The 25,901-nt window shown below is 62.5% G+C and carries 22 protein-coding genes and 1 pseudogene; 14 read left to right on the forward strand and 9 right to left on the reverse strand.

Annotated features, from left to right (window positions below):
- Positions 1 to 11 precede the first annotated feature (11 nt).
- The 3 genes from ACUCV3_RS16690 to ACUCV3_RS16700 all read left to right on the forward strand — a co-directional run bounded on the left by ACUCV3_RS16690 (position 12) and on the right by ACUCV3_RS16700 (position 2,156).
- On the forward strand, positions 12 to 1,046 hold the full coding sequence (locus tag ACUCV3_RS16690) for a LacI family DNA-binding transcriptional regulator (RefSeq protein WP_279727391.1): 1,035 nt from the start codon (positions 12 to 14) through the stop codon (positions 1,044 to 1,046).
- An 85-nt stretch (positions 1,047 to 1,131) separates the two neighbouring features.
- Positions 1,132 to 1,524, forward strand: a complete 393-nt coding sequence (locus ACUCV3_RS16695; protein WP_482240909.1) for a Dabb family protein — start codon at positions 1,132 to 1,134, stop codon at positions 1,522 to 1,524.
- Between the two features lie 65 nt (positions 1,525 to 1,589).
- The gene (locus ACUCV3_RS16700) at positions 1,590 to 2,156 is read left to right on the forward strand and encodes a DUF1993 domain-containing protein (protein WP_048936706.1); all 567 of its coding nucleotides are present in this window, start codon (positions 1,590 to 1,592) and stop codon (positions 2,154 to 2,156) included.
- A 100-nt stretch (positions 2,157 to 2,256) separates the two neighbouring features.
- Here ACUCV3_RS16700 and ACUCV3_RS16705 read toward each other — a convergent pair whose 3' ends face one another.
- Positions 2,257 to 3,369: an ROK family transcriptional regulator gene (locus ACUCV3_RS16705; protein ID WP_048936705.1), complete on the reverse strand. Its 1,113-nt coding sequence runs from the start codon at positions 3,367 to 3,369 to the stop codon at positions 2,257 to 2,259.
- A gap of 125 nt (positions 3,370 to 3,494) precedes the next feature.
- Between ACUCV3_RS16705 and ACUCV3_RS16710 the strand changes: the two genes are divergently transcribed.
- The 3 genes from ACUCV3_RS16710 to ACUCV3_RS16720 are packed head-to-tail and all read left to right on the forward strand — an operon-like array spanning position 3,495 to position 8,169.
- Positions 3,495 to 5,990, forward strand: a complete 2,496-nt coding sequence (locus ACUCV3_RS16710) for a TonB-dependent receptor (protein ID WP_482240910.1) — start codon at positions 3,495 to 3,497, stop codon at positions 5,988 to 5,990.
- The gene (locus ACUCV3_RS16715; protein ID WP_125997982.1) at positions 5,990 to 7,168 is read left to right on the forward strand and encodes a YdcF family protein; all 1,179 of its coding nucleotides are present in this window, start codon (positions 5,990 to 5,992) and stop codon (positions 7,166 to 7,168) included. The genes ACUCV3_RS16710 and ACUCV3_RS16715 overlap by 1 nt, the downstream gene beginning before the upstream one ends.
- A gap of 8 nt (positions 7,169 to 7,176) precedes the next feature.
- Positions 7,177 to 8,169: a phospholipase C/P1 nuclease family protein gene (locus tag ACUCV3_RS16720; protein ID WP_327755833.1), complete on the forward strand. Its 993-nt coding sequence runs from the start codon at positions 7,177 to 7,179 to the stop codon at positions 8,167 to 8,169.
- A gap of 68 nt (positions 8,170 to 8,237) precedes the next feature.
- Here the strand turns inward: ACUCV3_RS16720 and ACUCV3_RS16725 are convergent.
- Positions 8,238 to 9,485 (reverse strand): annotated as a pseudogene (locus ACUCV3_RS16725) (MFS transporter); the annotation flags it as partial.
- A 536-nt stretch (positions 9,486 to 10,021) separates the two neighbouring features.
- On the opposite strand from ACUCV3_RS16725, the gene ACUCV3_RS16730 reads away from it, so the two are divergent.
- The 3 genes from ACUCV3_RS16730 (at position 10,022) to ACUCV3_RS16740 (ending at position 13,169) form a co-directional block, all read left to right on the forward strand.
- Positions 10,022 to 11,260: a tyrosine-type recombinase/integrase gene (locus ACUCV3_RS16730; protein ID WP_482240911.1), complete on the forward strand. Its 1,239-nt coding sequence runs from the start codon at positions 10,022 to 10,024 to the stop codon at positions 11,258 to 11,260.
- A 530-nt stretch (positions 11,261 to 11,790) separates the two neighbouring features.
- A complete protein-coding gene (locus ACUCV3_RS16735; protein WP_063141437.1) occupies positions 11,791 to 12,237 on the forward strand; it encodes a type 2 periplasmic-binding domain-containing protein in 447 nt (148 codons plus the stop codon).
- A 35-nt stretch (positions 12,238 to 12,272) separates the two neighbouring features.
- The gene (locus tag ACUCV3_RS16740; RefSeq protein ID WP_279606697.1) at positions 12,273 to 13,169 is read left to right on the forward strand and encodes a cation efflux transmembrane domain-containing protein; all 897 of its coding nucleotides are present in this window, start codon (positions 12,273 to 12,275) and stop codon (positions 13,167 to 13,169) included.
- Here ACUCV3_RS16740 and ACUCV3_RS16745 read toward each other — a convergent pair.
- Both ACUCV3_RS16745 and ACUCV3_RS16750 read right to left on the reverse strand, forming a co-directional pair.
- A complete protein-coding gene (locus tag ACUCV3_RS16745) occupies positions 13,166 to 14,113 on the reverse strand; it encodes a cation diffusion facilitator family transporter (RefSeq protein WP_159367483.1) in 948 nt (315 codons plus the stop codon). The two genes, ACUCV3_RS16740 and ACUCV3_RS16745, sit on opposite strands and share 4 nt — an antisense overlap.
- Positions 14,114 to 14,118: 5 nt before the next feature.
- Entirely contained in the window at positions 14,119 to 14,727 is a 609-nt protein-coding gene (locus ACUCV3_RS16750) for a flavodoxin family protein (protein ID WP_136186117.1), read from the reverse strand.
- A 314-nt stretch (positions 14,728 to 15,041) separates the two neighbouring features.
- Here ACUCV3_RS16750 and ku point away from each other — a divergent pair, with 314 nt between their 5' ends.
- The 3 genes from ku to ligD are packed head-to-tail and all read left to right on the forward strand — an operon-like array spanning position 15,042 to position 18,912.
- Positions 15,042 to 15,926: a non-homologous end joining protein Ku gene (gene ku / locus ACUCV3_RS16755; RefSeq protein WP_185707529.1), complete on the forward strand. Its 885-nt coding sequence runs from the start codon at positions 15,042 to 15,044 to the stop codon at positions 15,924 to 15,926.
- Entirely contained in the window at positions 15,926 to 16,402 is a 477-nt protein-coding gene (locus tag ACUCV3_RS16760) for an MgtC/SapB family protein (protein WP_037509452.1), read from the forward strand. Before ku ends, ACUCV3_RS16760 begins: the two co-directional genes overlap by 1 nt.
- Entirely contained in the window at positions 16,399 to 18,912 is a 2,514-nt protein-coding gene (gene ligD, locus ACUCV3_RS16765) for a DNA ligase D (protein ID WP_185706429.1), read from the forward strand. The genes ACUCV3_RS16760 and ligD overlap by 4 nt, the downstream gene beginning before the upstream one ends.
- A gap of 200 nt (positions 18,913 to 19,112) precedes the next feature.
- Here the strand turns inward: ligD and ACUCV3_RS16770 are convergent, their stop codons facing one another.
- The 5 genes from ACUCV3_RS16770 to coxB are packed head-to-tail and all read right to left on the reverse strand — an operon-like array spanning position 19,113 to position 24,604.
- Positions 19,113 to 20,153 (reverse strand): c-type cytochrome, encoded by a 1,041-nt coding sequence (locus ACUCV3_RS16770; RefSeq protein ID WP_037509456.1) that lies wholly within the window; start codon positions 20,151 to 20,153, stop codon positions 19,113 to 19,115.
- A complete protein-coding gene (locus ACUCV3_RS16775) occupies positions 20,150 to 20,746 on the reverse strand; it encodes a cytochrome c oxidase assembly protein (RefSeq protein WP_010336645.1) in 597 nt (198 codons plus the stop codon). The genes ACUCV3_RS16770 and ACUCV3_RS16775 overlap by 4 nt, the downstream gene beginning before the upstream one ends.
- A complete protein-coding gene (locus ACUCV3_RS16780) occupies positions 20,743 to 21,120 on the reverse strand; it encodes a hypothetical protein (protein ID WP_004209549.1) in 378 nt (125 codons plus the stop codon). Before ACUCV3_RS16780 ends, ACUCV3_RS16775 begins: the two co-directional genes overlap by 4 nt.
- Positions 21,117 to 23,639 carry a cbb3-type cytochrome c oxidase subunit I gene (locus ACUCV3_RS16785; protein WP_010336644.1) on the reverse strand — a complete coding sequence of 841 codons (2,523 nt, stop codon included), beginning with the start codon at positions 23,637 to 23,639 and terminating at the stop codon, positions 21,117 to 21,119. The genes ACUCV3_RS16780 and ACUCV3_RS16785 overlap by 4 nt, the downstream gene beginning before the upstream one ends.
- Complete coding sequence (gene coxB / locus ACUCV3_RS16790) at positions 23,636 to 24,604, reverse strand: cytochrome c oxidase subunit II (RefSeq protein ID WP_010336643.1); 969 nt, start codon at positions 24,602 to 24,604, stop codon at positions 23,636 to 23,638. The genes ACUCV3_RS16785 and coxB overlap by 4 nt, the downstream gene beginning before the upstream one ends.
- A 186-nt stretch (positions 24,605 to 24,790) precedes the next feature.
- Here coxB and ACUCV3_RS16795 point away from each other — a divergent pair, with 186 nt between their 5' ends.
- Positions 24,791 to 25,219, forward strand: coding sequence for a DUF2231 domain-containing protein (locus ACUCV3_RS16795; protein WP_010336642.1), 429 nt, complete (start codon positions 24,791 to 24,793; stop codon positions 25,217 to 25,219).
- On the forward strand, positions 25,216 to 25,901 hold a 686-nt coding region (locus tag ACUCV3_RS16800; protein ID WP_482240912.1), incomplete at its 3' end, for a PQQ-dependent sugar dehydrogenase. The genes ACUCV3_RS16795 and ACUCV3_RS16800, both read left to right, overlap by 4 nt.

The raw sequence follows: 25,901 nt of genomic DNA on the forward strand, positions 1-25,901 counted from the left end.
ATTAGCTTCTGATGGCCCGGCGGCGGGAAAATGGCGTGACGATCCGCGCCGTGGCGGAACGGGCCGGCGTGTCGGCGATGACGGTATCCAACGTCATCAACGGCGCCGGCCGCGCCAGCGCGACCACGGTCGCGACGGTGCAGGCGGCGATCGCGGAACTGGGCTATGTGCCCAATCTGGCCGCCCGTCGCCTAGCCAAGGCGCGGGCGACGACGGTGGGCCTCATCTACAGCAACCGGCGCACGCCCTTTCTCGATGCCGTTCTGGTCGGATCGCTGCGGGCGACCAATGCCAATGGGCTGCAACTGATCCTGCGCGACGGCGATGGCGTGACGCTGGACGAGGCCGAACGCATCGCCCAGGAACTGGTGCGCAGCGGCGCCGACGCACTGCTGCTGATCCCGCCCTTTGCCGAACAGTTGAGCGGATCGGCGATATTGCCGGCGCTCGGCGTGCCCTTCGCCGCGATCGCCACCGGCACGCCGCTGTCGGGCATATCGACGGTGCGGATCGACAATCAGGCGGCAATGGAGGCGCTGACCCGGCGCGTCATCGCCGATGGTCATCGCCGCATCGCCTATGTTGCCGGCCCCGATCATTATAGCGTGGTCGCCGCCCGGCTCGACGGCTTTCACGCCGCCCTCCAGGATGCCGGCCTGCGCGTGGACGATAGCCTGATCGTCGAACATAGCGCGTTCGACCATGCATCCGGCATGGCGGCGGCGCAGGCGCTGCTCGCCCGGCCCGACCGTCCGACCGCGATCCTGTGCAGCAGCGACGATCTGGCGGCGGGCGTCATCGCCCAGGCTGGACAGATGGGGCTGACCCTGCCCCATGATCTGAGCGTCACCGGGTTCGACGACACCATCCTCGCCTCGCGCGTGTGGCCGCCGCTGACCGTGATCCGCCAGCCGGTCGAGGACATGGCCTTTCGCGCCACCCAATGCCTGATCGGCGCGCTCGGCAAGGGCGGGATGCGCGTCAGCGACGAGATATTCGACCATCAACTGGTGCAGCGCGCATCGATCGCGCCGGCCAGCGTATAGGGCTTCACCGGGTGGCGCGGATCGCCGCCCTTTCAGCGACAGGGGACAGAGCATCATGGAAACGAGCAGAAGGGAATTGGCGGCAATGATGGCATTGGGCGGCGCAGGCATGGCCCTGACCTCGACACAGGCCTCCGCACAGGCCGCGACCCCGGTTCAGGCGAAACTGGTTCATCATGTCTTCTTCTGGCTGAAGCGGCCGGGCAACCAGGCCGATCGCGACCAGTTGATCGCCGGCCTGTGCACGTTGCGCGCGATCCCCGTGATCCGCGACCTGCAGATCGGCGTGCCCGCCAGCACCGAAAAGCGCGATGTGGTCGATTCCTCCTTCGACGTGTCGGAACTGATGGTCTTCGACAATGCGGTCGACCAGAAAGTCTATCAGGACCACGAAATCCATCAGGCCTTCGTCAAATCCTGCGAGCATCTGTGGCAGAAGGTCGTGGTCTACGACATGCAGGTCGTGCCGGATCGCTGAGCCAGGCATCGCAAGGCGGCCCGACCCGCGCTAGGGTCGCTCATCAGTCTGAACGAGAGAAGATCATGATTCTGCCGGATATTCTTGCTCCCACCTATGTCCAGATGCTGGGCGCTTTGTCGGCCTGGCTGGCCAAGGCCGAGGCCGGGACGCAGGATGGCATGGCCGAAACATTGCCGGGCGCGCGGCTGGCGCCGGATATGTTCCCGCTGTCGACCCAGATCCGCTTCGCCTGCGTCCAGGCGCAGGAGGGCATGTACCGGTTGCGCGGCGAAGCCTTCCCGCCGCTGGTCGGGCAGTTGCTCGATGAAGGCCGCAACGCGGGCGAGAATCCCGGATCGATCGCCGATGCGCAGGCAAGAATAGCCGAGACGATTGCGATCGTGGAAAGCCTTGCGGCGGATGCGCCGTCCATCGATCCGGCTGCGCCGATCGCCCATGCACTGCCGCAGGGCATGATCTTCGACCTCACCGCCGGCCAATTTGTCCGCGACTGGGCGTTGCCGCAATTCTACTTCCACATCATGACCGCCTACGCGATCCTGCGGGCACAGGGCGTGGACCTGGGCAAGGTTGATTATGTGGCCCACATGTTCCCCTATTTGCGGCCCGGCACCCTGCCTGCGCAATGAGGTGACATAGCGGCGGCAGCGCACGCTGTGGTTCATGGCCATGGAGCCGCGTCGTGGCCCGTTTTCGGCATTGCCGTTCATCACCGGCGCGACGCCGATCCTATGTCTCGGCAGACAGGGCATGGATCGGCAGCAGGGCCGCGCCGAAGGTGATCGGCGATCCATGCAGGTTCGATATTCTGACCGGCGGGCGGCGATGATGGACCGTGGTGACGAGGTCCGCCTGATGCAGGCGATCGGCCAGCCCCTGCAGGATGGTCGATGGCAAGGTGCCGGCCAGCACGATCGCCCCTGGATCGAGCCAGGCGAAGGCCGTGTTGCTGACCATCTGCAATTGCTCGGCCGCCCGGTCCAGCCAGATGTCGATCGTCGGTGCCTGGTCGGCAGCATGGAAATCAATGTCCGCGACCGAGGATAGGTCGCAACCATTGCTGCGGAGCATCGCCAGCAGATCCAGCGGGCTGGGACGCGGCAGATGCCCTGGAAACAGGCAGCCAATCTCGCCCGCGACGCCATATTGACCGCGCATCAGGCGCCCGTCGACAATGACGCCGGCGCCAATGCCGAAGCCCAGCAGCAACACGACGATCGTGCCGAAATCGCGCAGCAGGCCACCCAGATAATATTCGGCGATCGCTGCGGCATTGGCGTCATTCTCGATCCACAGCGGCCAGCCCATTTCGGCGGACAATATGTCGCGCAGCGGCGCATCGCGCCAATTGGGCAGGACGTCGACGACGCTCCACCGATCGCCGGCCGGCGACAGGGATGGTCCTGGCACCGCCACGCCCAGGCCCAGCATGCGGCGTCCCAGCAGGCCGTGCCGGTCCACCAGTTCATGCGTCATGCGCCGCACCTTGCGGGCAAAACCCTGGGGATCGATCGGTGCGACGGCCTCATGATGGGTGGCGATGGTGGCGCCGGTGAAATCGACCAGGGCGATGTCGATGAAGCCCTTGTGCGCCGTCGCGCCGACCGCATAGCCGCCATGGCCGGCCAGCCGCAGGGGAATGGCCGGGCGCCCGCGGCCCTGTGCTTCCGCGCTAGGCACTTCCTCCACCAGATTGAGCCCGATCAGGTCGCGCGACAGGCGGGTGAGGGCGGTTCCGCTGATTTCCAGCGCGGATGCCAGCGCGGAACGGGACAGTGGCCCCGACTTGCGCAGCATCTGTAGGATACGACGCTGGTCCTTGTCCAGGGTGGGAAATAGCATGATCGATCCCGCTATCGGTGAAAAGCGACGACCGGTTATGGGGATTTATTTATTTTCACAACAATAATTAAAAATGTCATATCGTACGGCCAGAGGCGCCCCGACCAATTCAGAGGGGACGCATCATGCTCAAGACTTTCCTTGCCTCCGGCACGGCGCTTGCCGCGCTTTGCACCATCACCACGCCTGCCCTGGCGCAGGCCGCCGCCGACGCCGCGCCCGCCGCCGAAGCGGCTGCCGATGCCGGCAACGGCCCCAACGACATCATCGTCACCGGCTCCACTCGCGCCCAGCGCCGCTTCGACGTATCCTATGCGATCAACACCATCTCGGCCGAGGATGTCGAGAAGATCGCGCCTGTCAATTTCGCCGACCTGATCGGCCAGCTGCCCGGTTTCCAGACCGAAATCACCGGCGGCGAGGTGCAGAATATCTACCGCATCCGCGGCCTGCCCAATGATGGCGGCTTCGTCAGCTTTCAGCAGGACGGCCTGCCGCTCTTCCATGAGAATGACGGCGTCTTCTTCCGCGGCGATGCGATCCTGAAGCAGGATCTGATGACCGACCATGTGGAGGTCGTGCGCGGTGGCCCGGCCCCGGTCTATGCCAGCTATTCGGGCGCGATCATCAACGCCATCACCGTCACCGGCAGCGACGAAGCGCGCGGCAAGGCGCAGGTCACGCTGGGCGACACCGGCCTCTATCGCCTCGATGCCTATCAGGCCGGCCCGCTCGGCAACGACACCTATTATGCGATCGGCGGCTTTATCCGCTATCATGACGGCTATCGCGACAATGGCTTCGCCAATGACAAGGGCGGCCAGCTGCGCGCCAATATCAAGCATGACTTCGACAATGGCTCGATCAAGCTGAACCTAAACTATGTGAACGATCACAACGTCTTCTATCTGCCGATCCCGATTTCCGATCCGCGCGATCCCAGCGTCTCGCTCGACAAATATATCGACTATTTCGATGGCACGATGAATTCGCCGGCGCTGCGCCATGTGAACCTCAAATATCGCGACGGCACCGGCCAGATCCAGAGCCGCACCGGCGACCTGTCGGATGGCCGCCATATGCAGATGGTCAATTTCGGCGCCCAATATGATGGCGATTTCGACGGCTGGCTGGTCTCGGCCAAGGCCGGCTATACCCAGGGCAAGCTCGATTTCAGCGCCTTCTACTCGACCACCAACCCGGCTGACGGCAACGCCTTTGCCGCCGGCTATCTCGCCCGCGCCACGACGGCTTTCGGCGCGGTCGACCATTTCGGCTATACGCTGGCCGGCACCAACACCGTCTATGATCCCTATGCGGCGTCGGGCCTGGTGATGCAGGGCCAGTATCGCGACATCCACTCGAAATTCTATTCGGCCCAGGCCAATCTGTCGGTCGCCAAGAAGTTCGAGACCGGCTTTGGCACCCATGACCTCAAGCTCGGCCTCTATGGCAGCTTCTATGGCGAGGACAGCCGCACCCTCTATCAGAATTACCTGATCGAGGTGGCGGGCAAGCCGCGCACGCTGGACCTGGTCGCCTATAATGCCGCCGGCGCGGAAATCGGCCGTGTCACCGACAATGGCGTGCTCAACTATGCCGCCACCCTCAATCAGGGCGACAGCGACGCCAAGATGTTCGCCGTCTTCGCCAACGACACCTGGGAAATCGTGCCGGGCCTGCGCATCGACGCCGGCATCCGTCACGAACGCTACAGCTACAAGGGCTGGGCCGCGCTGACCGAGGCGGCCAAACTGGGCGACTCCAGCACCCTGGCGGACGACAGCACCCGTGCCTTCACCGGCGTGATCCTGAACCAGAAACTCAAGCCCAACGTCACCAACTGGACGGTCGGCGCCAATTACGACTTCTCCAGCCATGTCGGCATCTATGGCCGCGCATCGCACCTCGAAACGCCGCCCAACGTCCAGACGGTGATGAGCATCAACCCGACCATCATCACCACCAAGGCCGACCAGTTCGAGGCCGGGCTGAAGCTCGCCTTCGGCCGCTCCTATCTCTACGTCACCGGCTTCTACACCAATTTCGATCCCTTGAACGCCAGCTTCCTGGCCTATGATCCGACCACGGGCCGCAACGATGTCAACGTGCCCTTCATCGGCGAAGCCCAGGTGAAGGGCGTCGAATTCGACGGCAAGCTGGCGCTGACCAACTGGTTCTCGCTCAATGGCGCGCTCACCATCAGCGATCCCAAATACAAGAATTTCGAAAGCTCGACCGGCGCCGATCCGGAACAGGCCGAAGGCAACCAGATCGTCCGTCAGCCCAAGGTCTACGGCAATATCCGCCCCAGCTTCGACTTCCAGACGGGCGACACCGACGTGTCGGTCTATGGGCGCTACACCTATATGGGCAAGCGCTATGTCGACCTTTACAACAACACTGCGCTGCCGGCCTATGGCACGATCGGCGCCGGCATCACGGCGCGCCATGGCAGCTGGCAGGCACAGATTGTTGGCGACAATCTGTTCAACGCCCACGGCCTGACCGAAGGCAATACCCGCACCGACTCGCTGAGCGGTCAGGGCAGTGCCGAGGCGATCTATGGTCGCCCGATCTTCGGCCGCAACTTCCGCCTCGTCATCAGCAAGTCCTGGTGATGGCCCGTCGCCTCGGCCGCGTTGCGGCGTCGTTGATGACGATGGCGGCGGTGGCGATCACGCCCGTCCCGGCTCTGGCCGGGGCGGCGCGCGACGCCGTGACGGAGGCGCTGTCGCGGCGCCTCTTTCCCGTGCTGGATGCCCTTGGACACGATCCGGCCGCCCTTGCCGCCTTCCGCGCCCGGCCGGACATGGATGCGCTGCTCCATGCCCGCGAAGATCGCCGCACGGCGTGTGCCGGCGATGTCGATTGCGTGGCACAGGCCCATATCTGGACCCCGACCGAAATCGCCCTGATGGTGCAGGCTGCGCTATCGCTGCGTGACGTGCCGGTCGCGGACGATGGCGCCGGTGCGCAGATCCGCCGCGAGGTGGAGGGGATCAACGCCATCCTGCGCAGCTATGCGCTGGGGCAGGTGCCCGCCTATCCCGATATCGACGGCGCCGGCACGATCGACCCGCGCGAGCGCCAGGCCAGGCTGCGCGCCGCCGCCTGGATCGCGCAGACGCCGCGCAAGGGATCGGCCCAGGCGCTGGATTCCAGCATCGACTATGCCCTTGCGCTGCTCGACGTCAGCGACCGCACCGACGCGATCGGCTTCGAACCGCTGACCGGCGGCCTCAACGCCCCGGCCATGGCGCGGGCCAAAAATATCGACTGGAAACGCTATCGCTACAGCGCGCTGATCGTCACCGGCGTCGGCCCGGAAGTCGACGGCATGCCGCTGAGCCCGTTTGGGAAATATCATCTGCGTCTTGCCGCCAACCGCTTTGCCGATGGCGACGCACCCTTCCTCATCCTGACCGGCGGCCGCGCTCATCCGCGCGCGACCCGCTTTGCCGAGGCGCAGGAGATGCGCCAGGCGCTGATCGAGCGCTATGGCGTGCCGGCCGATGCCATCATCATCGAGCCCTATGCCCGGCACACCACCACCAATTTGCGCAACGCCACCCGCCTGCTGATGGCGATGGCGGCGCCGCTGGACAAGGATACGCTGATCGTCTGCAATCCGGGGCAGAGCGCGATGATCGAAAATCCCCTGTTCGTGCAGCGCAATGACAAGGAACTGGGCTATCAGCCCGGTGCCATCGGCGCGCGCCTGACCCCCACCGAATTGCTGTTTCGCCCGTCGCGCCTGTCCGCGCGGGTCGATCCGCGCGATCCGCTCGACCCCTGAGGGGAGGCATGATGACACGTAAACTGACCTTGGCCTTGGCGCTCGGCGCGCTGGCGTTCAGCCCCGGCGCCGCCATGGCCTGGGGCGGCACCGCCCATGCGGTGATCGATCGCGCCGCGCTCGACGCCATCCCGCAGGACGGCCCTGTCTTTCTCAAGGCCTATACCGACTATATCGCCGCCTCCGCCTCGCTGCCCGACAGCTGGCGCGGGGATTCGGAGAATTTCTCCAAGATGGAGGAAGACCCCAATCATGGCTGGTTCCGCGAGCAGTTCCGCTTCGTGAAGCCGATCCCGCGCTCGCGCTACGAATTCATCCTGGCGCTCTACAAGCGCTATGAGACGATCAAGGACAGCGATCCGGCAACCGCCGCACGCACCAATGTCCGCTGGACCGGCACTTTGCCCTATGCGGCGATCGAGGCTTACGACCGGCTCGTCGTCTGCATGCGCCATGTCCGCAAGGCGCAGGCCGAAGGGGGCGACATATCCGTCCCGGCCCAGCATTGCGCCTTCCAGACGATCCGCCTTGGCCATTATATCGGTGACGGCGCCCAGCCGCTGCATGACTCGATCCATTCGGACGGCTGGCGCGGCGACAATCCCGGCGGTTACACCCGCGATCGCAGTATCCATGGCCGCTTCGAAAGCCAGTTCGTCGATGGCATGAAGCTGACCGTGGCCGACATCGCGCCGCGCATCGGTGCGCCCGGTCATCGCGACGGCGATATGTTCGACGCGATCCTCGCCTTCCTGGATCAGGCGGGCGATCGGATGGAATATGTCTATCAGCTCGAAAAGCGGGACGGCTTTGCCGACTTCGCCGACAAGGATGTGCGCGCCCTCGTCTATGAACGGACCGCTGCCGGCGCTGCCATGCTGCGCGACATGCTCTGCCGCGCCTGGGCGGAAAGCGCCAGCCCGCCGGCCAGGGTCGTGCCCGCGCCGCTCGATTTCTCCAACCCGCGCTTCAATCCGGAAACCGGATCGGCGCCCGACTGAGCGCGTGCCTCCCGCCGTGCCAGGGCTGCGAGCAGCCGGGCATGGCGGGCATGGCCAAGGTCGAAGCGCCGCATCAGCAGGATCGCGCAAAGGCTGCCAAGGACAGGAACGCCCAGCCCCAGGCCGAGCATGCCGGCCTGGACTGCCGCAGTCTGTGCTTGCCCCGGCACATAGCCCAGCAGGCCAAGTGTCCAGCCGCTCAGACTTGAGAAGGCGGCACCGCTTGCCTTGACCACGACGAGGTAGAAGGCGAACAGGCCCGTCTCGAAGCGCCTGCCATGGCGCCATTCCACCACATCGACGGCATCGGCCAGCAGCCCCCATGGCAGCATGAACATGCTGGCGAGGCCGACGCCGATCACCGCCCCACATATGGCCAGGGCAGGTGGCCAGGACAGGCAGGCGGCGAAACCCGCCAGCCCGATGATGCTGACCCCATGTCCCATGGCGAGCAGGGCGCTCTTGCTGAATCGTCTGGTCATCGCGGTCCACAGGATCACGCCGGCGAATTGGCCGATCGTCACGGCCAGCAGCAAGGTTGCGACAAGATCGGGGCGGCAGACGACATAGCTGCCGATATAGAGCAGGGAGCGTCCGAATGCCGGTGCGGCAAATCCGGTGAGCAGGGCCAGAAGAGCCAGTGCCACGACCATCGGGTCGCGAAACGGGATGTCGATGCCGTCCTGCCTTGCGCTTTGCCGGGCGGTGTGGGCGGCACCACCGCCGGTATCGCCGCCGCAGGTCCATGCGCACAGGATCATCGTCAGGGCAAAGACGGCGCCCGTCGCCGCGCCGGTGAGCGCCAGCCGATCGAAGGACCGGGTATTGCCCGCATCTTGCACCAGCGGCGTCAACAAGGTCGCGACAATCAGCGCGCTCGCCGTACTGAACAGCAGTCGATAGCCCGAAACACGGCCCCGCGCGCTGCTGTCGCTGGTCACCTGCGCCATCAGCGCATTGTGCGGCACGTCGATGATGGCATAGGCGCCCCGAAATATCAGCAAGGCCATGGCCAGCATCCATAGCTGCCGGGCGCCAAGCAAGGGCATGGCATAGAGCAGGGCGAAGGCGATCGCGCAGGGCGTTGCTGCCACCGCCACCATCCAGCGATAGCCCTTGCCGACATGTCGCAGGCGGATCGTCAGCCGCGCCGCCAGCAGATCGAAGATCAGGTCGCCGCACAGCGCGGCGAGCATCAGCCATCCCGCCGTCGTCGCGCCAAGGTTCAGCACGTCGCTCAGCAGGAACAATATCGTCAGATCCGCGCCGCTGAAAACCAGTGCCTTGCCGAAATTGCCGGATGCATAGGCCAGCATGCGGCCATCGTCCCGTGTCCAGATCACCTCGATCGCCCCTGATGGTCGTGACCGCACGGGGAATTGCGGAATGCGTCGCGCCTAGAAGCGCATTCTTTCATTTGTGCGACAAAGGCGTTGGGAATGGGACTGGTGGCTTATCGCCATTGGCAGCCCTGGACCACGCGACAGGGCGGGCCACAGGCGGATCAGGGCCGCGTGGCCGCAGCAGGAAAGCGCATGTGACAACGCGGCCTTGCTGCCCCCGAAGGGTGATTATCGTATCGATTTCTGGGAATACTGGAGCGGGCGAAGGGATTCGAACCCTCGACCCCAACCTTGGCAATTCGCCCGAAGCATATTTTCTGTGTTTTTCGATTCTACCCTAAAACAGCAAAAAGCACGCATTTCTGCCGTTTGTTTGCGATCGAGATTCGTTAGTGTTATCCTGCCCTACGCCCGGATTTGACCTCCAGGACTTATAAAATAAGCAAAATCAGGTCGAAATCCGGAAAAAGTAAGCAGATTTTTGGGTCATTTGGCAGGCGACTGAAATCATGGCGAAAATCACAAAAACGCTCATCGAAGCTCAGAAACCTTCGAAAGATGGGGTCAAAGGTTCGAATCATCTTCTGTGGGACAGCGAGCTGCGTGGCTTCGCTGTTTCTATCGGCCAGAGCCGGCGAAGTTTCGTCGTTCAGTACCGTTTGCCGAACGGACAGAGCCGTAGAAAGGTGATCGGTCGGTTCGGGTTGATGACTGTGGAGGAAGCTAGGCGGCAGGCTCGCATCATTCTTGGCGATGTCGCCAATGGGCGAGACCCTGTCGAGGATGCCCGGTCAAGCGGGCAGGGCTATACTGTAGACCAGATTTGTGACTGGTACCTTGAGCGAGCCTCAGCCGGCAAAATCATCGGCAGAAGCCGCAAGCCGATCAAGGCATCCACTCTGACGATGGATCGAAGTCGTGTCGATGCCCATATCCGTCCGTTGCTAGGCCACAGAATAATTGCCACATTGAAGCTCGGTGATATCGAAGGCGCCCAAGCCGACATCGCTGCTGGTGCGACCTCCAAGCCCAGGGTGGGCAGTCGTGGGGGAGCCACCAAAGGCGGCGAAGGCGTAGCCTCGCGCTGCATGTCTACGCTTCACTCGATTTTCGAACATGCCGTACGACTTGGCGAAATCGAGAGAAATCCCGCGAGAGGCATTCGCAGAATTGCGAGCACGCCCAAAATGAGGTGGCTCTCTCAGGCTGAGATCAGGAAGCTCGGCATAGCGCTCAGAGAAGCTGAGGCAGATGACGAGCATCCTACCGGGATAGCCGTGATCCGATTGCTGTTGTTGACTGGCTTTCGTCGGCTCGAAGCACTCAGTCTTGAGCGCGACTGGCTCCTTGATGAGGAGAGCGCGATTCACTTCAGGACGACAAAAACGGGGGCGCAACGACGCGTGATAGGTCAGCCTGCTCTCCAGCTTCTTTCGGCGCAGGCCGATTCGGGTTCGCGATATTTCTTCCCAGCCGATTGGGGAGATGGCCACTTCATCGGCATAGTGCGGGTCTTGGATAGAATTTGCCATCGAGCAGGACTCGAAGGCGTGACACCGCATGTCTTGCGCCACACTTTCGCAAGTGTCGCAGGCGGGCTTGGCTACTCCGAACTCACGATCGCAGCACTGCTGGGACACGCGTCCCGCGGCGTCACGCAGCGCTACATCCATATCGATGAGCCGCTGCGCGCTGCCGCAACGGCGGTAGCCGAGTATATCGATGAACTTTTGCGAGGGTGCAGATGATCGCCCTCCACCATCATGACATGGAGATGAGCCCCTTATACGAGGTCGGCCGTTTTTCAGCGAAGCCTCTCCGTCAGAGCGATGGCTCTTTTTCGCTACCAGACGTTATCAGCCTGCAACTAATCCGAAGAATGTGATGGTGGCCTCTTCGTGCCGAGGAGGCGAGCCGGATCATCCCAGGCGGTGAGACATATGGAAGAGGCAGATGCCCAGATGCGCGATGCTCTGGTCCCGCAAAGTGCAGCCCTATTCAGCGGGAGGAGGGAAACCGCCCAGTTAGCATCCCCAATCATCAATCGCTCTTCGATTGCCTTCGTTTGTGCTTCGACGCGCGGAGCAGCGGCCCTCGACGCGAGCTCGCTCAGGGCACGGCCCAGGAAAGCGCAGGACTGTGGCGGCGACAATATCCCCGATGCCACTCTAACAGCACAGATGATCCAGGCCTGGCAGGCTGGCAAAGTCGACCGGGCTCGAAATGAATTTCATTCTTGCCGCCTCCACATTCGCGTCGATCACAGGACGCGCGAACAATGAAGCGCGCGATAATCCTTGCCGTTTCTCTCCTCGCCGCATGCGATATATTGCCTCGCGATCCGGCCGGCACATCGAAGCGGATTGCTGAGCAACGAACCTTCACGGTCGCACTCGCCGATCCAACTGTGCACGAAGCCGCACAAGTCCGGACGCTGGTACATGAAATTGAGCGGCGAACCGGCGCGAAGGCACAATGGCGGCCAGGCGCAGGCGAGGCACTTTTCCAGCAGCTTGACGACGGTACGCTTGACCTGGTGATCGGACGTTTTTCGGCCGAGAGCCCCTGGGCAATGGATGTGGCATTTGGTCCGCCTCTCTCGACGACAGGAACGAAAGACGCGCCGCTGCAACTAAAGGCGGCCATGCGCAACGGCGAGAACCGGTGGATCATGACAGTCGAGCGTGCGAGCCGCGCGGTTTCGCAGGAGGCGCGCGACGAATGAGCGATACAAGTCTTCCCGATGAACTGCGCGAGACGATGGCGCGGGCGGTGCGCCTGGAATATTGGAACATCTTCTGGACTCTAACCATCATCGTGACGATGGGCCTAGTGCTTGGTCAGAGCCAGACGATGAAGACCGCGTGGATAGAGGACACGCTGGGGCTGGTTCCGCCTGTCATGTTCCTGATCGCCGCGCACATGGAGCGTCGCGCCCATCGATCGCGCCGCTTTCCTTTCGGTTTTGAGCGGGTCAACGGCCTTGGTTTCTTTGTGGCGGCTGTTGCACTGACTGCCGTCGGCGCGCTGCTCCTCTACAATGCGATGATGGCGCTGGGCTCGCAGGAGCACGCGACCGTCGGATCGATCGTCATCCTGGGGCATGATATCTGGTTGGGATGGCTGATGATCGCCGCCCAGATCTACTCCCTCATCCCGCCGCTCTTCATCGGCCGGAAGGAACTTCCGCTGGCGCAGGCTCTCAACGACAAGCTGCTGCATACCGACGCACTCATGAACAAGGCCAATTGGCTGACCGGGGCGGCGGGGCTCGCCGGTATCATTGGGCTGGGGCTTGGCTGGTGGTGGGCTGACTCGTTGGCAGCAGCTATCATTTCGCTCGATGTCCTCAATGACGGTATCAAGGCGTTGCGCTCTTCCACGGCAGAACTGGTCGATGGTGCGCCAAGGGCGCTCTCCAGCACTGATCTTTCGGATGATGCGCAAAGTCTGTGTGATCGCCTCAGCGCTGAATTTCCCGGTGCCACAATACGGCTGCGGGAAACCGGCCGCCTTATTCGGGCCGAAGTGCATGACACGCATCCACCGGGCGAATGTCGTCACCCGCGCCATTACTGGCCGGAGGGTGAGGACAGGTCGTGGCGGTTGGCACAGGTGAGCTTCATCCCGCCTGTTGGACGCGAGGAAGGAAATTAGGCCGGCGGTGTTTGTCGCACAGCATCCGACTGCTTTTCCGGCCGGATGTAAATGGACGTCAGATCGGGGACGCAAGCCTTCATTTCGCGTTCAATATCCTCGATCAGACGCTCTGCATCTCCCATCGGCAGATCGTCGACGAAATCAGCACTGATCGCTACGAAAACGGCATCAGGCGCGGTATGGATCGTACGGACATGATTGACCGCGCTGATCTGCGACCGCTTGGCGAGAATGGTCCATAGAACCGAAATGATTGCCGGGTCGGCGCTTTCGCCGATCAACAGGCCCTTGGCTTCGCGCGCAAGCAGAATAGCGACCCCAGCCAGAATGAGACCAATGGCAATCGATGCAAAACCGTCAATCCGTGGATTTGCGAAATAGTGGCTGGCCCAGACGCCGATGCCTGCAATGGCGAGGCCGATCAGCGCAGCGCTGTCCTCGAACAGGACAATGAACCCGGCGGGATCCTTGGATCGGCGGATCGATTGCCACCAACTGCTGGCACCGCGCTTGCCGTTGAATTCGCGCACCGCGATGAACCAGCTTGTTCCTTCAAGCAGCACAGCAACACCCAGCACCACATAATTGATCGTCGGATCACGCAAGGGCTCAGGTTCGGCGATGTGCAACCAGCCCTCGTAGACCGAAACGCCCGCGCCGACGGCAAAGATCAGGATCGCGACGACGAAGGCCCAGAAATAGAGTTCGCGGCCATAGCCGAAGGGATGGGTGGCGTCGGCGGGACGTCTGGCCTTTGCCTGACCATAGAGCAGCAGAACTTGATTTCCGCTGTCGACCAGCGAGTGGACACCCTCGGTCAGCATGGAAGAAGAGCCACTGATCGCCGCCGCCACGAACTTGGCGACCGCTATCCCGACATTGGCGAAAAGCGCGCCATAGAGGACGATATTCTCGCGGATTTGGCGTGACAGACCGGCCATCGCGTTCAGCCTGGATAAGGGCTGGACTGAAGCAGGCTTGCGAGATGCGCGGCATTGCCGGCGACCATTTTCGCCGTCTTCATTACCGCCTCCGGCGTCTCGCCGAGATCCTTGAAATCGACCGCCCCCATCGCTTCGCCGACCCAATAGCAGGCCGCAACAGCGGGGATCGTCCAGCCCACATCGTTCAAAGCCTGGAACAGCTGAGCGGAGCAGAAGTGGGCGCCATCTTCATTACCCACGATTGCTGCGACAGCGACCTTCCCATAGCTCGGCATCCGACCCTCATCGTCGGTCTCGGAGAGGAAGGCATCCATCCGTTCCAGGACGCGTTTGGCGATGCTGCTGATCTGCCCCATCCAGATCGGTCCTCCGAAGATCACAATGTCATGAGCGAGTATCTTCTCGCGCAGTCCAGGCCACGCATCGCCATCCCCTTCGTCGGAGCTAACGCCTGGCCTGATGTCAAGGGCTGCAACCCGGACCGTTTCGCTGACCGTCACATCATTCTTGCTGAAGGCCCTCGTCAACACGGCGATCATCGCGTCGGTCGAACTCTCCTGGCGGGAGTCCGCCTTGAGCGTGCAGTTAAGCGCCAGCGCCTTGAGCGGCATGTGTCATCTCCTTGAGGGGCCAGGATCAGCAGAACGCGCCCATCCCTTCTTCGCGGAAAGAACACCTGGGCGCGTAATGGGTTCTGCGGATCGAGGGAGAATTGCTGAGCGATGCCGCTGCTGTGCAACTTCCGCGTGCACGAAAGTTCAGCGACACGCCCCGATCAGGTGCCGGTGCCAGATGGTAGCAACATGAAGATGAGTGATTTGCCTTGCCACCCCATGGGAATGGCGAAGCTGTGCTGTCGGCTTTCTGTTGGAGGCTATCACGGAACCAACTTGCCGATTGCACGCTCTCATCGGGGAGGTCGCACATGGCTGCACGCGCATTTTGGCAGGGCCAGATCAAGCTGGCACTGGTGTCCATCCCGGTCGAAGTCTATCCCGCAACCAAATCGGGTGCGGCGGTCAGCTTTCGTCAGATTCACGAGCCAACCGGCAAACCCATTCATTATGAAAAGGTCGTGAGCGGCGTGGGGCCCATCGACCGAGATGAGATCCTCAAGGGGTTCGAGCTTTCAAAAGGCAATTATGTGCTGCTCGAACAGGAGGAAATCGAAGCGGTCAAGATTGAGAGCCGCAAGACCCTCGACCTCGTCCAGTTCGTCGAGGCCGATGCGATCGACGTTCTTTATTATGAGAAGCCCTATTTCGTCGTACCCGCCGATGACCTCGCAGAAGAGGCGTATGCGGTGCTGCGGGATGCGCTGCGAAAGGCAAAGAAGGTCGGACTTGGCCAATTGTCGGTCCGTGGACGGGAACAGCTGGTATCGATCAAACCCTGTGGACGGGGGCTGGTCATGGAAGTTCTGCGCTATGCCGACGAGGTAACCAAGGCGCAGACATATTTCCGAGGTTTGCCTGCCGATACGGCGGATGAGGACATGCTCGATCTTGCTACCAGCATCATCGACAAGCGAACGGCGCCCTTCAAGCCGGAAGAGTTTCGCGATCGCTATGTCGATGCGCTCCATCGCCTGATCGAGAAGAAGAAAAAGGCCAAGGGGAAGCGGATAATAGAAGAGGTGGACGATGAGCCGGCGCGCAAGGGCGGCAATGTCATCGACCTGATGGCGGCGCTCAAGAAGTCAGCAGGAGAAACGGCTCGTACCACCGCGACGAAGAAGAGGTCGAAAAGCGGTTCGCCGACAGACACTGGCAATAGACGTGCGACTGCAGCCAAGCGCAAAAGCGCGTGATGACGCTGAATCCCGATACCCCGCTCCACCTTATCGACGGGCCGGTCATGCTGCGCCTGAGCATTGCTGCTCTGCTCGGCCTGCTTTTGGGGCTCGATCGACAGTTACGCGGCCATGCAGCGGGGCTACGCACCCATGGCCTCATCTGCTTCACCAGCGCCCTCATGACTGTCTGTGCAATCGCGCTGCACAATCAGTTGCAAGGCGAGGGGAATATAGATCCCCTGCGAGTCTTCGAAGCTTCTGCCGCATTTTCGGGCATCATAGCGACTGGCCTCATCATATTCAGCAAGGGTGAGATCAAGAATCTGACCACGGCAGCCCATATCTGGCTGGCGTCGATGATCGGAATCGCTTCCGGCGCTGCCCTCTGGCCCTTGGTCGCCAGTGCCACTCTCGTCGCGATCCTCATGCTCAGCCTGCTGGGATTTGTGGAACGGCGCTGGCTCGCGTCCGAGGAGCGACCGGGCGAATGAGCCGGATCCATCCCCTTGCCTCCTATAATGCCAAACGGGACTTCAATCGCACCAGCGAGCCTGAAGGCAAGATGGCAAAGAAAGGCGGTAACAGTTTCGTTGTCCAGAAACATGCCGCCACAAGGCTGCACTGGGACTTCCGGTTGGAAGTCGATGGCGTGCTCAAGAGCTGGGCCGTCACCAAGGGGCCGAGCCTGGATCCCGATGACAAGCGGCTTGCTGTCCGCACCGAAGATCATCCTCTGAGCTATGGCAGTTTCGAGGGTAATATTCCCAAGGGCGAATATGGCGGCGGCAGTGTGATGCTCTGGGACCGCGGTTGGTGGGAACCGATCCCGGGAAAGAGCGCGAAGGATATAGAGGATGGCCATCTCCATTTCATCCTGCATGGCGAACGGATGAAGGGGGAATGGCTGCTGGTGCGGATGAAGGGGCGCGCGGGCGAAAAGCGCGAGAATTGGCTGCTCCGCAAGATTGAGGATGGCGAAGCCCGCCGGAATGGCGATCTGGTCGAGCGCGCGCTGACAAGTGTTCTGACTGACCGCTCGATGGCGCAAATCGCCGGGGACATCGCCGGCACGCAGTCATTGAAAGGCGCCAGGGGCAAGACATTCACGGATAGGATGCAGGCGGCAAACGCGCATAACGCAAAGATCGGCAGGACGAAGGTGAAGGCGATCGCCAGAACGGAGGCTATGCCGCGCTTCATCAAGCCGCAGCTTGCAACTTTGGTCGACCATGTACCGGTCGGCAACGAATGGCTGCACGAGATCAAATATGACGGATATCGCGCGCTCGTTGCAGTCAGTGGCGAAGCGATAAAAATATATACCCGCAGCGGCCTGGACTGGACGGACAAATTTGGTCCTTTGGCCGGAGCCATAAAAGCGCTCGACCTCCCGCCTGCATTGATCGACGGCGAGATCATCGCCTTTGACGCTGACGGCAATCCCAGTTTTTCGGCGCTGCAGGCGGTGTTGAAACGGGGCCATGGCGAGGAGCGAGCCGACACGCCGTTCCATTTCTTCGCTTTTGATCTTCTTTCACTTGACGGCATGGATTTGAAGTCTCTCCCCGCAATCGAGCGAAAGGAGCGGCTCGAAGCCTTATTGGCGGATGCAGAACAACCGATCCACGTTGCCGATCACCTGATCGGCTCGGGCGAGAAGCTCTACCGATCGCTTTGTCAGGCCGGGCAGGAAGGCATTATCGCAAAGCGCGTCGATGCGCCCTATCGCAGCGGACGGACACGCGCCTGGGTGAAGGTCAAATGCACTCGTCGGCAGGAATTCGTGATCGTCGGCTGGACCCGTAGCAAGGTAAAAGGGCGTGCCTTTTCCTCCCTGCTACTGGCGCAGCATGAAGGCGGTGCACTGGTCTATAAGGGCAAGGTCGGCACTGGTTTCGATGCCGCCACAATGACCGACCTGGCCGAGGCCATGAGTCCGATTGCGACCGGCACGTCGCAGATCATCATTTCCGCCGCCCAAGCGCGCGGCGTCCAATGGGTCAAACCCAAGCTCGTTGCGGAAGTCGGTTTTGCCGAGTTCACAAGGGAGGGTCTCGTGCGACATGGCAGTTTTCTGGGGCTACGAAGCGACAAGTTGGCAAAGACGGTCAAGCCCGAAAAAGCGGCCCCAACGCCTCCTTCAGCCACAGCCATCAGGATCAGCAATCGCGCGCGCGTGATTTTCCCGGAGAGCGGGCAGACCAAAGGGGAGTTGGCCGATTATTACGCGCGGATCGCCCCGCTGATGCTACCTTTCGCCGCCAATCGGCCGATCAGTCTTGTGCGATGCCCCCAGGGCCGCGCGAAGAAATGCTTTTTCCAGAAACATGACAGCGGCGCCTTTGGCGACCATGTCCGCCATGTTGCGATCCGCGAGAAAGACGGCGGCTCGGAAGATTATCTCTATGTCGACGATGCCGAAGGCCTGATCGCTTGCGTCCAGATGGGTACGATTGAATTTCATGGCTGGGCGAGCCGTGCCGATGCCGTCGAGAAGCCCGATCGCATGATCTTCGATCTTGATCCCGACGAGGGCATGGATTTTGCACGGGTGCGTGAAGCGGCAAAGGATATTCGCGATCATCTGCGCGACATCGGTCTGATCTCCTTCGCCATGCTGTCGGGAGGGAAGGGGGTCCATGTCGTCGTCCCCCTCAGCCCCACCCACGACTGGGACGCACATAAGGATTTCGCCGCCCGTTTCGCCCAGGCCTTGAGCGCGGCAGAACCCGATCGCTTTGTCGCCACGATGAGCAAGGCCAAGCGCAAGGATCGCATATTCATCGACTGGCTGCGCAATCAGCGCGGCAGCACCGCCATCCTCCCCTACTCGGCGCGCGCACGCGCCGGCGCGCCCGTAGCCATACCGGTCGACTGGGACGAATTGAACGATTTGCAGGACGCCCATCCTTACGACATTGGAGATGCCGAAATATTGAGGGAGCGCGCAGGGAAGCTCAAAGGCTGGGGCTTCGCTGCGCAGACCCTGCCCGATCTATGATCCGTTTCGGGCACCATGAACCCCGCCATGCGTTGTTGGGAGAAGATCAGCATGAAAGGATCATAATGCCCCATCACAAGGAGCGTCCTGCCCGCAAAGCCACCAGTCGCCTTGCGCTCTACCTCGTCTTCGCATTCATCGTTGCAGCCATCCTGGCTTTCATCTGGGTCAACATGCACGCCTAATCGGGCGATAGCCCCTTAGTCCGAACCGGACTGCGCCACGGTCCGTGCCAGTTCATCGATCTGATCGACCGGGATACGTCTTGCTATCATCGCCATGGTGTCCGGCGGCAGGCGCGCGTCGATGACATTATCGTCTTGCTGCCAAAGCCGCAGGCGCGCAGCAAGATAGCCTGGCTTCTGCCCGGCAAGAATGGGCGCCGCCTTCCCGACTGCATGACAATTGCTGCAGGCGGGCAGGGGCTGACCGAAACGGTCCAGCCCCGGTGAACTGCGTGTGGTGGCAATATTCGCCAGCCCGGGCATCGCAGAGAAATAGGTCGCCAGCCTCGCCATGTCCTCGCGCCCGGTCGTTGCCAGCGCCGTCTGCATGACCGCACTGCTGCGCTTCCCCGACACATATTGGCGCATGCTGGCGACCAGATAGGCCGCGCTCTGCCCAGCCAGGACCGGAATATCGGATTGCTCCCTCCCCCGACCATCGACGCCATGGCAGCTTGTGCATGCCGACAAGGTTGCCGGAGCAACGCCGGGCAGACGTCCCTCCTCGCCAGCCTGGGTCAGCGCTTGATATTGCGCCGCCGTCATATGCGGCAAGCGCCGGACGAAAGCGGTCATGCGCCTTACTTCGTCCGGTCGATCAGCCGCCGCCCAGGCCGGCATGCCGGTGAATTTGACGCCATGCCGGATGATCCAGAATAATTCGCGATCCCGCCATTCCCCTGCCGTTCGGGCAAGATCAGGCGCTGGCGGAGTTGCCTGCTGCATCACGGGTGATGGACGCACACCCGGCGCGCCATGACAGACCTGGCAGGCCTGACGAAAATGCCCCGCTGCACTGACCAGGCCCTCATCGTCGAGCGGATCGGGCGGTGCGTCCAGCCAGGCATAAGTCCGCACGGAATTGCGCATCGTCCAGTGAAGGAACCAGTCGGTAATACGCCAATGGCCCGACGACGCGGAAATCTGCATGGCCCCGGACCAGGCGAACAGCATGCCGAGAACCCCAAGTCCGAGCAACGCGACAATTGCGCGCTTCAAGCTGATGCGAAGGATCATGCCGCCCCCCTCTGGCGCAGGAGGCTCGCCAACAGGACAAGACCACCGATGAAATAGCTGGCCCCGCCAACCAGCAGCATGAGGACACCGCTCAGTTGCTGGTCGATCAGCGGGTCCATGCCGGCCAGATGATGATGATCCGCCGCCGCGTAGAGAGGCCTTGGCGCCAGGCCGATCAGGACACCAAGCAGGGTCATATGCATCGATGTCAACAACAGGGCACCGATGCCAGCGGCCCGATGATCGGCGCGGAGCACCGATGACCAGAGCAGCAGACCTGCGCCAAGGAAACAGAACTGCTCGAGCCCGAGCAGAGGCAGGGACGTCATTGTCGCCGCGCGAAGGGCCGGCAGGTGCCAGAGCCAGACCGTGACAAGTTCCACCAACATCATCGCCATCGGGCTTGCGAGGCCGGGGCAGAGACGCGCAGGATCAAGCCGCCCTTGCGAAAGGCCAAGGGCAAGAAAAGGCGCTGCAATCGCCACGGCAATCATATGGCCTGCCATGTGGCCAGTCATGCCAAGCGGCAGCACAGCCAGGATCCAGCCGATCGGTACCAGCGCGAGGCCGGCGGCAAGTGCGGCACGTTTCATCGGCAGTCCCGCAGGAAGATGACCGGAAGCGCCGTGAACAGCACCCCGACGAAGCTCAGCCCTGCCAGGAGCAAGGTCGACTTGGCCAGGAAACGGAGCCGGTCGATCCGGGTCGAGTCCTCATGGGGCGGCGGATTGCCCGGCAGGCGTGCCTGCGCCCAGGCGATCCATCCCGAAAGCCCGATCATCAGCAGCGCAAGCATCGTGCCGATGACGAACAGCAGCGGAAAACTGGCAAAGCGCCCGGCCTTGGCACAGGAGATGGCCGCCCAGAGATAGGACGCGAGGAAATGCCCGGCCCAGATGGCTGGCGGCACGATCAGCGTCCAGAGCGTGACCTTGAGCCGCTCATGCCATTTGCCTCGCTCGCTCATGTGAACTGCGGGAACAGGCCGATCGTCGCATAGGTGACGATCGCGGTCAGCGCATAGAAATGCATGTAGACGGTGACGTTGCGCAGGTCCGCGTCATGCACCGGGGACATGCGCCCGGCGAGACTGCGCGCGAGTGCATAGCCCTGCATGATGACGGCAACGCCCGCATGGGCCGCGGCCCAGATCGCGAGCGTCCACACGATTGCAGGATAGCTGTGCGCCTGCGGGTCCATGCCACGGGTCCATGGTCCGGCGAGCCCTGCCCCGACTCCGGCAAGGCTGAGTAGTAGCGCGACCATGAGGCAGAGCCGTGCCATGCCGACATGCTTGCGGGCATGCACCTCGCGCGCGCCTAGCGTCAGCAGCCAGCTTGCGATGCCCAAGAACAATGCGAGCATGGGCCAGGCCATGCCGGGACCGTCCGCCAGAGCGACCGGCGGGAAATCGGCATGGCGGGTCCAGAAGAAGAAATAGCCAAAGATGAGCCCGGAAAAAGCCGTCGCATCGGCCATCATCGTGATGAACATCGCCCACCAGCCTGGCGCAGAGGGCCCGGAGAGATAGAGCGGCAGCTCAAGGCCGTGGCCGATCGGCTTGCAGGGCTTTTCGGGAATTTCGGCCGTCCCGGTCCAGAGCCACCACAACGCCATAGCGAGTGTGGCAACGCCACTGACGAGCGCAGCCCAGTAGAGATGATAGGTGGTGAGGATGAAGACCCCGCCGAGCGCGACCGCCGTCAGCATGGGCTTGATGCTCGGGGTTCCCAGGCGGATCACTGCCAGTGGCCGGGCATCAAGGACGCTCGTGACGATCGTCTCGCGTCGCCCTTCCTGTGCATCGGGCAGGAAGAAGCGGCCCTCATCAACCTTGCGCACGAAATCTGCCTGGTCCCAGATCGGATAGCGGCTCTCGATCAATGGCACCGACCTTATGCCCCAATCCTCGTCCTCGGGATGGGCGAGCCACTCCAACGTGCCCGCATTCCAGGGATTGCGGACAGCCCGAACCCGGCGTGGCGAGAGGCTAAGATCGATGCATATCACCGCCACCCCCGCGGCAAACAGCCAGGCCCCCAGGGTGGACGCCATGTTGAGCCCGCCCAGCCCCAGTTCGGCCGGATAGGTGAAGACGCGGCGCGGCATGCCCATCAGCCCGGAAAGATGCATCGGAAAGAAGGTCAGGTTGGCACCGACAAACAGCATCCAGAAAGCGATCCGGCCAAGCCGGTCGGACAGTTTCTTGCCCGTCACCAAAGGCCAATAATAATATAGGCCGGCAAAAAGCGGCATCAGCGTACCACCGATCAGCACATAATGGAGATGGGCGACGACGAAATAGCTGTCATGCGCCTGCCAGTCGAACGGTGCCACCGCCACCATCACGCCGGTAAGACCGCCGATCACGAAAATGGCGAGGCTGCCGGTCGCATAGAGAAGGGGTGTGGACCAGGTGACCCGCCCTGCCCACAGCGTTGCTATGAACACGAAGATCTGGACGCCGGTCGGAATGGCCACGGCTTCGGAGGCAGCCGAGAAGAAGGCGAGGCTGATCTTAGGCAGCCCGGTGGTGAACATGTGGTGGACCCACAGGCCGAAGGACAGGAATGCGGTACCCACAGCGGCCAGCACGATCCACGGATAGCCCAGCAGATGGCGGTTGGCGAAGGTCGGCACCAGCATCGCGAACAGCGCGATCGAAGGCAGGAATATGATGTAAACTTCGGGATGACCGAAGATCCAGAACAGATGCTGCCACAGGAGCGGATCCCCGCCCCGGCGCGCATCGAAGAAGGGCCAGTCGAGCAGCCTCTCCATTTCGAACAATATGTCGCCGGCGATGAGCGGCGGAAAGGCAAAGAGGATCATCACCGCCACAACCAGTATGTACCAGGCATATAGCGGCATGAGATTGAGCCGCATGCCCGGCGGTCGACATTTGAGCACGCCGACGATCAGTTCGACTGCGGCGGCGACCGACGACACCTCGATGAAGGAAAGACCGAGCATCCAGATATCGGCTCCGAGCCCCGACAGGTCTGTGCGGGTGGTCAGCGGAGGATACATGAACCAGCCGCCGTCAGGGGCGGCATTGAAGAAGATCGATCCCCCGACGAACAGCCCGCCGATCAGGAAGGACCAGTAGCCAAAGGCCGACAGGCGGGGAAATGGCAGGTCGCGCGCGCCCAGCAATTGCGGCAGCAGGATGATCGACACCGCCTCGAACATCGGCACGGCGAAGAGAAACATCATCATCGAGCCGTGCAGGGTGAAGAGCTGGTTGAAGGTACCAGGCCCAACCAGATCATTGTCGGGCACGGCAAGCTGGGTGCGCATGATGAGCGCGAGCACTCCGGCAAAGAGCATGAAGCCAAAGGCGGTCAGCACATACCAGACGCCGACGCGATTATTGTTGCAGTCGGTCCAGCGCAGGAAGATCCCCTTGGGCGGCGCCCACACCGCGCGCAGCCTTTCTTCCTGCGCCGCGCGGAGCGCCGGGTCATCCTGATCGTGGAGGCTCATTTCAGCCCCTCGAGATAATGGGCAATGGCAATGGCCTCCTGCTCGGACAGCTGGGGATAGGCTGGCATGCGCGCGCCTGGCTTTGCGATCTGGGGCGCACGGATGAAGGCGGCGATATTGGCGGTGGTCGGTGGCAATATCCCGGCCCCCAGCGTCCGCCTCTGTCCAAAACGGCTAAGGTCAGGCCCGATCGCCGCATCATGCGCGGTTCCCCGGATGGCATGGCAGGCGCCGCAGCCATGCGCATCGAAGAGAGACTGGCCCCTCGATGGGACCAGGCCCTTGCCGGCCCCGCGCGCGCCCGCCAGCCATGCGTCGAAATCAGCCGGGTCCATCGCGATCACGTCGAAGGCCATTAGCGCGTGCGACAGGCCGCAAAACTCCGCGCAAACGCCCCGGAAGCGGCCAGCATTTTCGGCGCGCACAACCAGCCTGTTGGTCCGTCCGGGTATCATGTCCATCTTCCCGGCAAGACCGGGAATCCAGAAACTGTGGATCACGTCCTGCGCGCCGAGTTCAAGGATCACCGTCCGCCCCACGGGAAGGCGGATCTCATTGGCAGAAACAAGTCCAGGCCCCGCGCGTGATGCCCCATAGGCGACCCGCCACCAGAATTGCTCGCCCTCGACCCGAATGGTGAGGTCGCCAGGCGCTGTCTCGCGCGGGCGCATGGCAGGCAAAGCATAGAGAAGCAGCGCGCCAAGGATCAGGGCCGGGCTGATGGCGCCCAGCCACAGGATGATCCGCATGCCGCTACGATGGCTGAGCGCCCCTTCCGGAGCGCGAAGCGCACGAACATAGATGAGGACCATGACCGTCACGATGATCGCCGCGCCGATGGTCAACAGGATCGCCATCTCGCGCACCTGCCGTGCTTCGGCGCCGAAGACATGGAGGGCCGACTGCTGCGCATTGCAGGCGCCAAGGCCGAGCAGTAAAATGGTCCAGAGCCATGGATTGCGCATTGCGCCCGCGTCACCCCTTTCGCGCCGCATCCGGTGTGCAGCGTCTTTCGTGCCAACACGCGAAGCGGCATCCGGTTCAAACATTTCTGTTTCGTAACAAGTGGATGAATTGCCGGTGTCGGCGAAACCAAAAGCCAGCCGGCGCATTGGCGAGGGATCGTTCTTCCCCCGACAAGGAGACCTGTCTTGCCCAGCGCCCCGCCGCGCACCCGGCCCCTGCTCCATCCGCTTCACGGCCTGCTGCTCGCCTGGCCGGTCGCCCTGTTTCCCGCTGCCCTGCTGTCGGACATCACCTATCTCAACAGCGCGGAAATGCAGTGGAGCAATTTTTCGGCCTGGCTGATCACCGGCGCACTGATCGGCGGAGGCCTGGTATTGCTATGGGCCTTGATCGCGCTGGCGCGCGCCAAAGGGCCTGCACGTCGGCAGCATGGCCTTTATCTGCTGCTGTTGGCGCTGATGTGGGTCTGCGGGCTCATCAACGCCTTTCAGCATAGCCGCGACGGCTGGAGTTCGGTCGGGACCATTGGCCTTATCCTCTCCATCCTCAGCAGCCTGGCTGCCCTTGCCGCGGGCTGGACGGCCTTTGCGAGCTATCGGGAGGTTCGGCCATGACCGTGCGTGCCTTCATCCTGGGCGCCAGTCTCTTGGCGCTTGCCGCCTGCGGGCGCAGCCAGCCTGGCCTTGACCAGACCGGCGACCGGCCGGATCTGCCCGATCAGCGCCAGACATTGCTGCCGCCGATGAAAATCGCGACGCCCGCTGGCTGGGGGAATGAAAAGCCGACGGCACCGGCCGGCTTTAGCGTGACGGCCTTTGCCACGGGGCTCGCCATTCCGCGCCAGATGCTGGTGCTGCCCAATGGCGACATTCTGGTGGCGGAAGGGTCAGGGGGATCGGCCCCCGCCCTGCGGCCCAAGGATGTCATCGCGACCCAGATCAAGGCCATGGGGAAGACATCGGTAAAGGGTGGCAATCGCATCACCCTGCTGCGCGATGCCGATGGCGATGGCCGCGCCGAATTGCGCAGTACGCTCATCACCGGATTGAATGCACCCTATGGCCTCGCCCTGGTCGAGGGCCAGCTCTATGTCGCGACACAGGACGCGCTGCTGCGCTTTCCCTATCGCGAGGGCGAAACGCGCATCACCATACCGGGCGTTGAGGTGACCAGATTGCCCTCGCGCATCAATCATCACTGGACCAAGTCGCTGGCAGCTGGCCCGGACGGATCGAAACTCTATGTCGGTATCGGCTCCAACAGCAATGTCGGCGAACGCGGCATGGCGGTGGAGGA

The sequence above is a fragment of the Sphingobium sp. VMM genome (assembly GCF_056790315.1).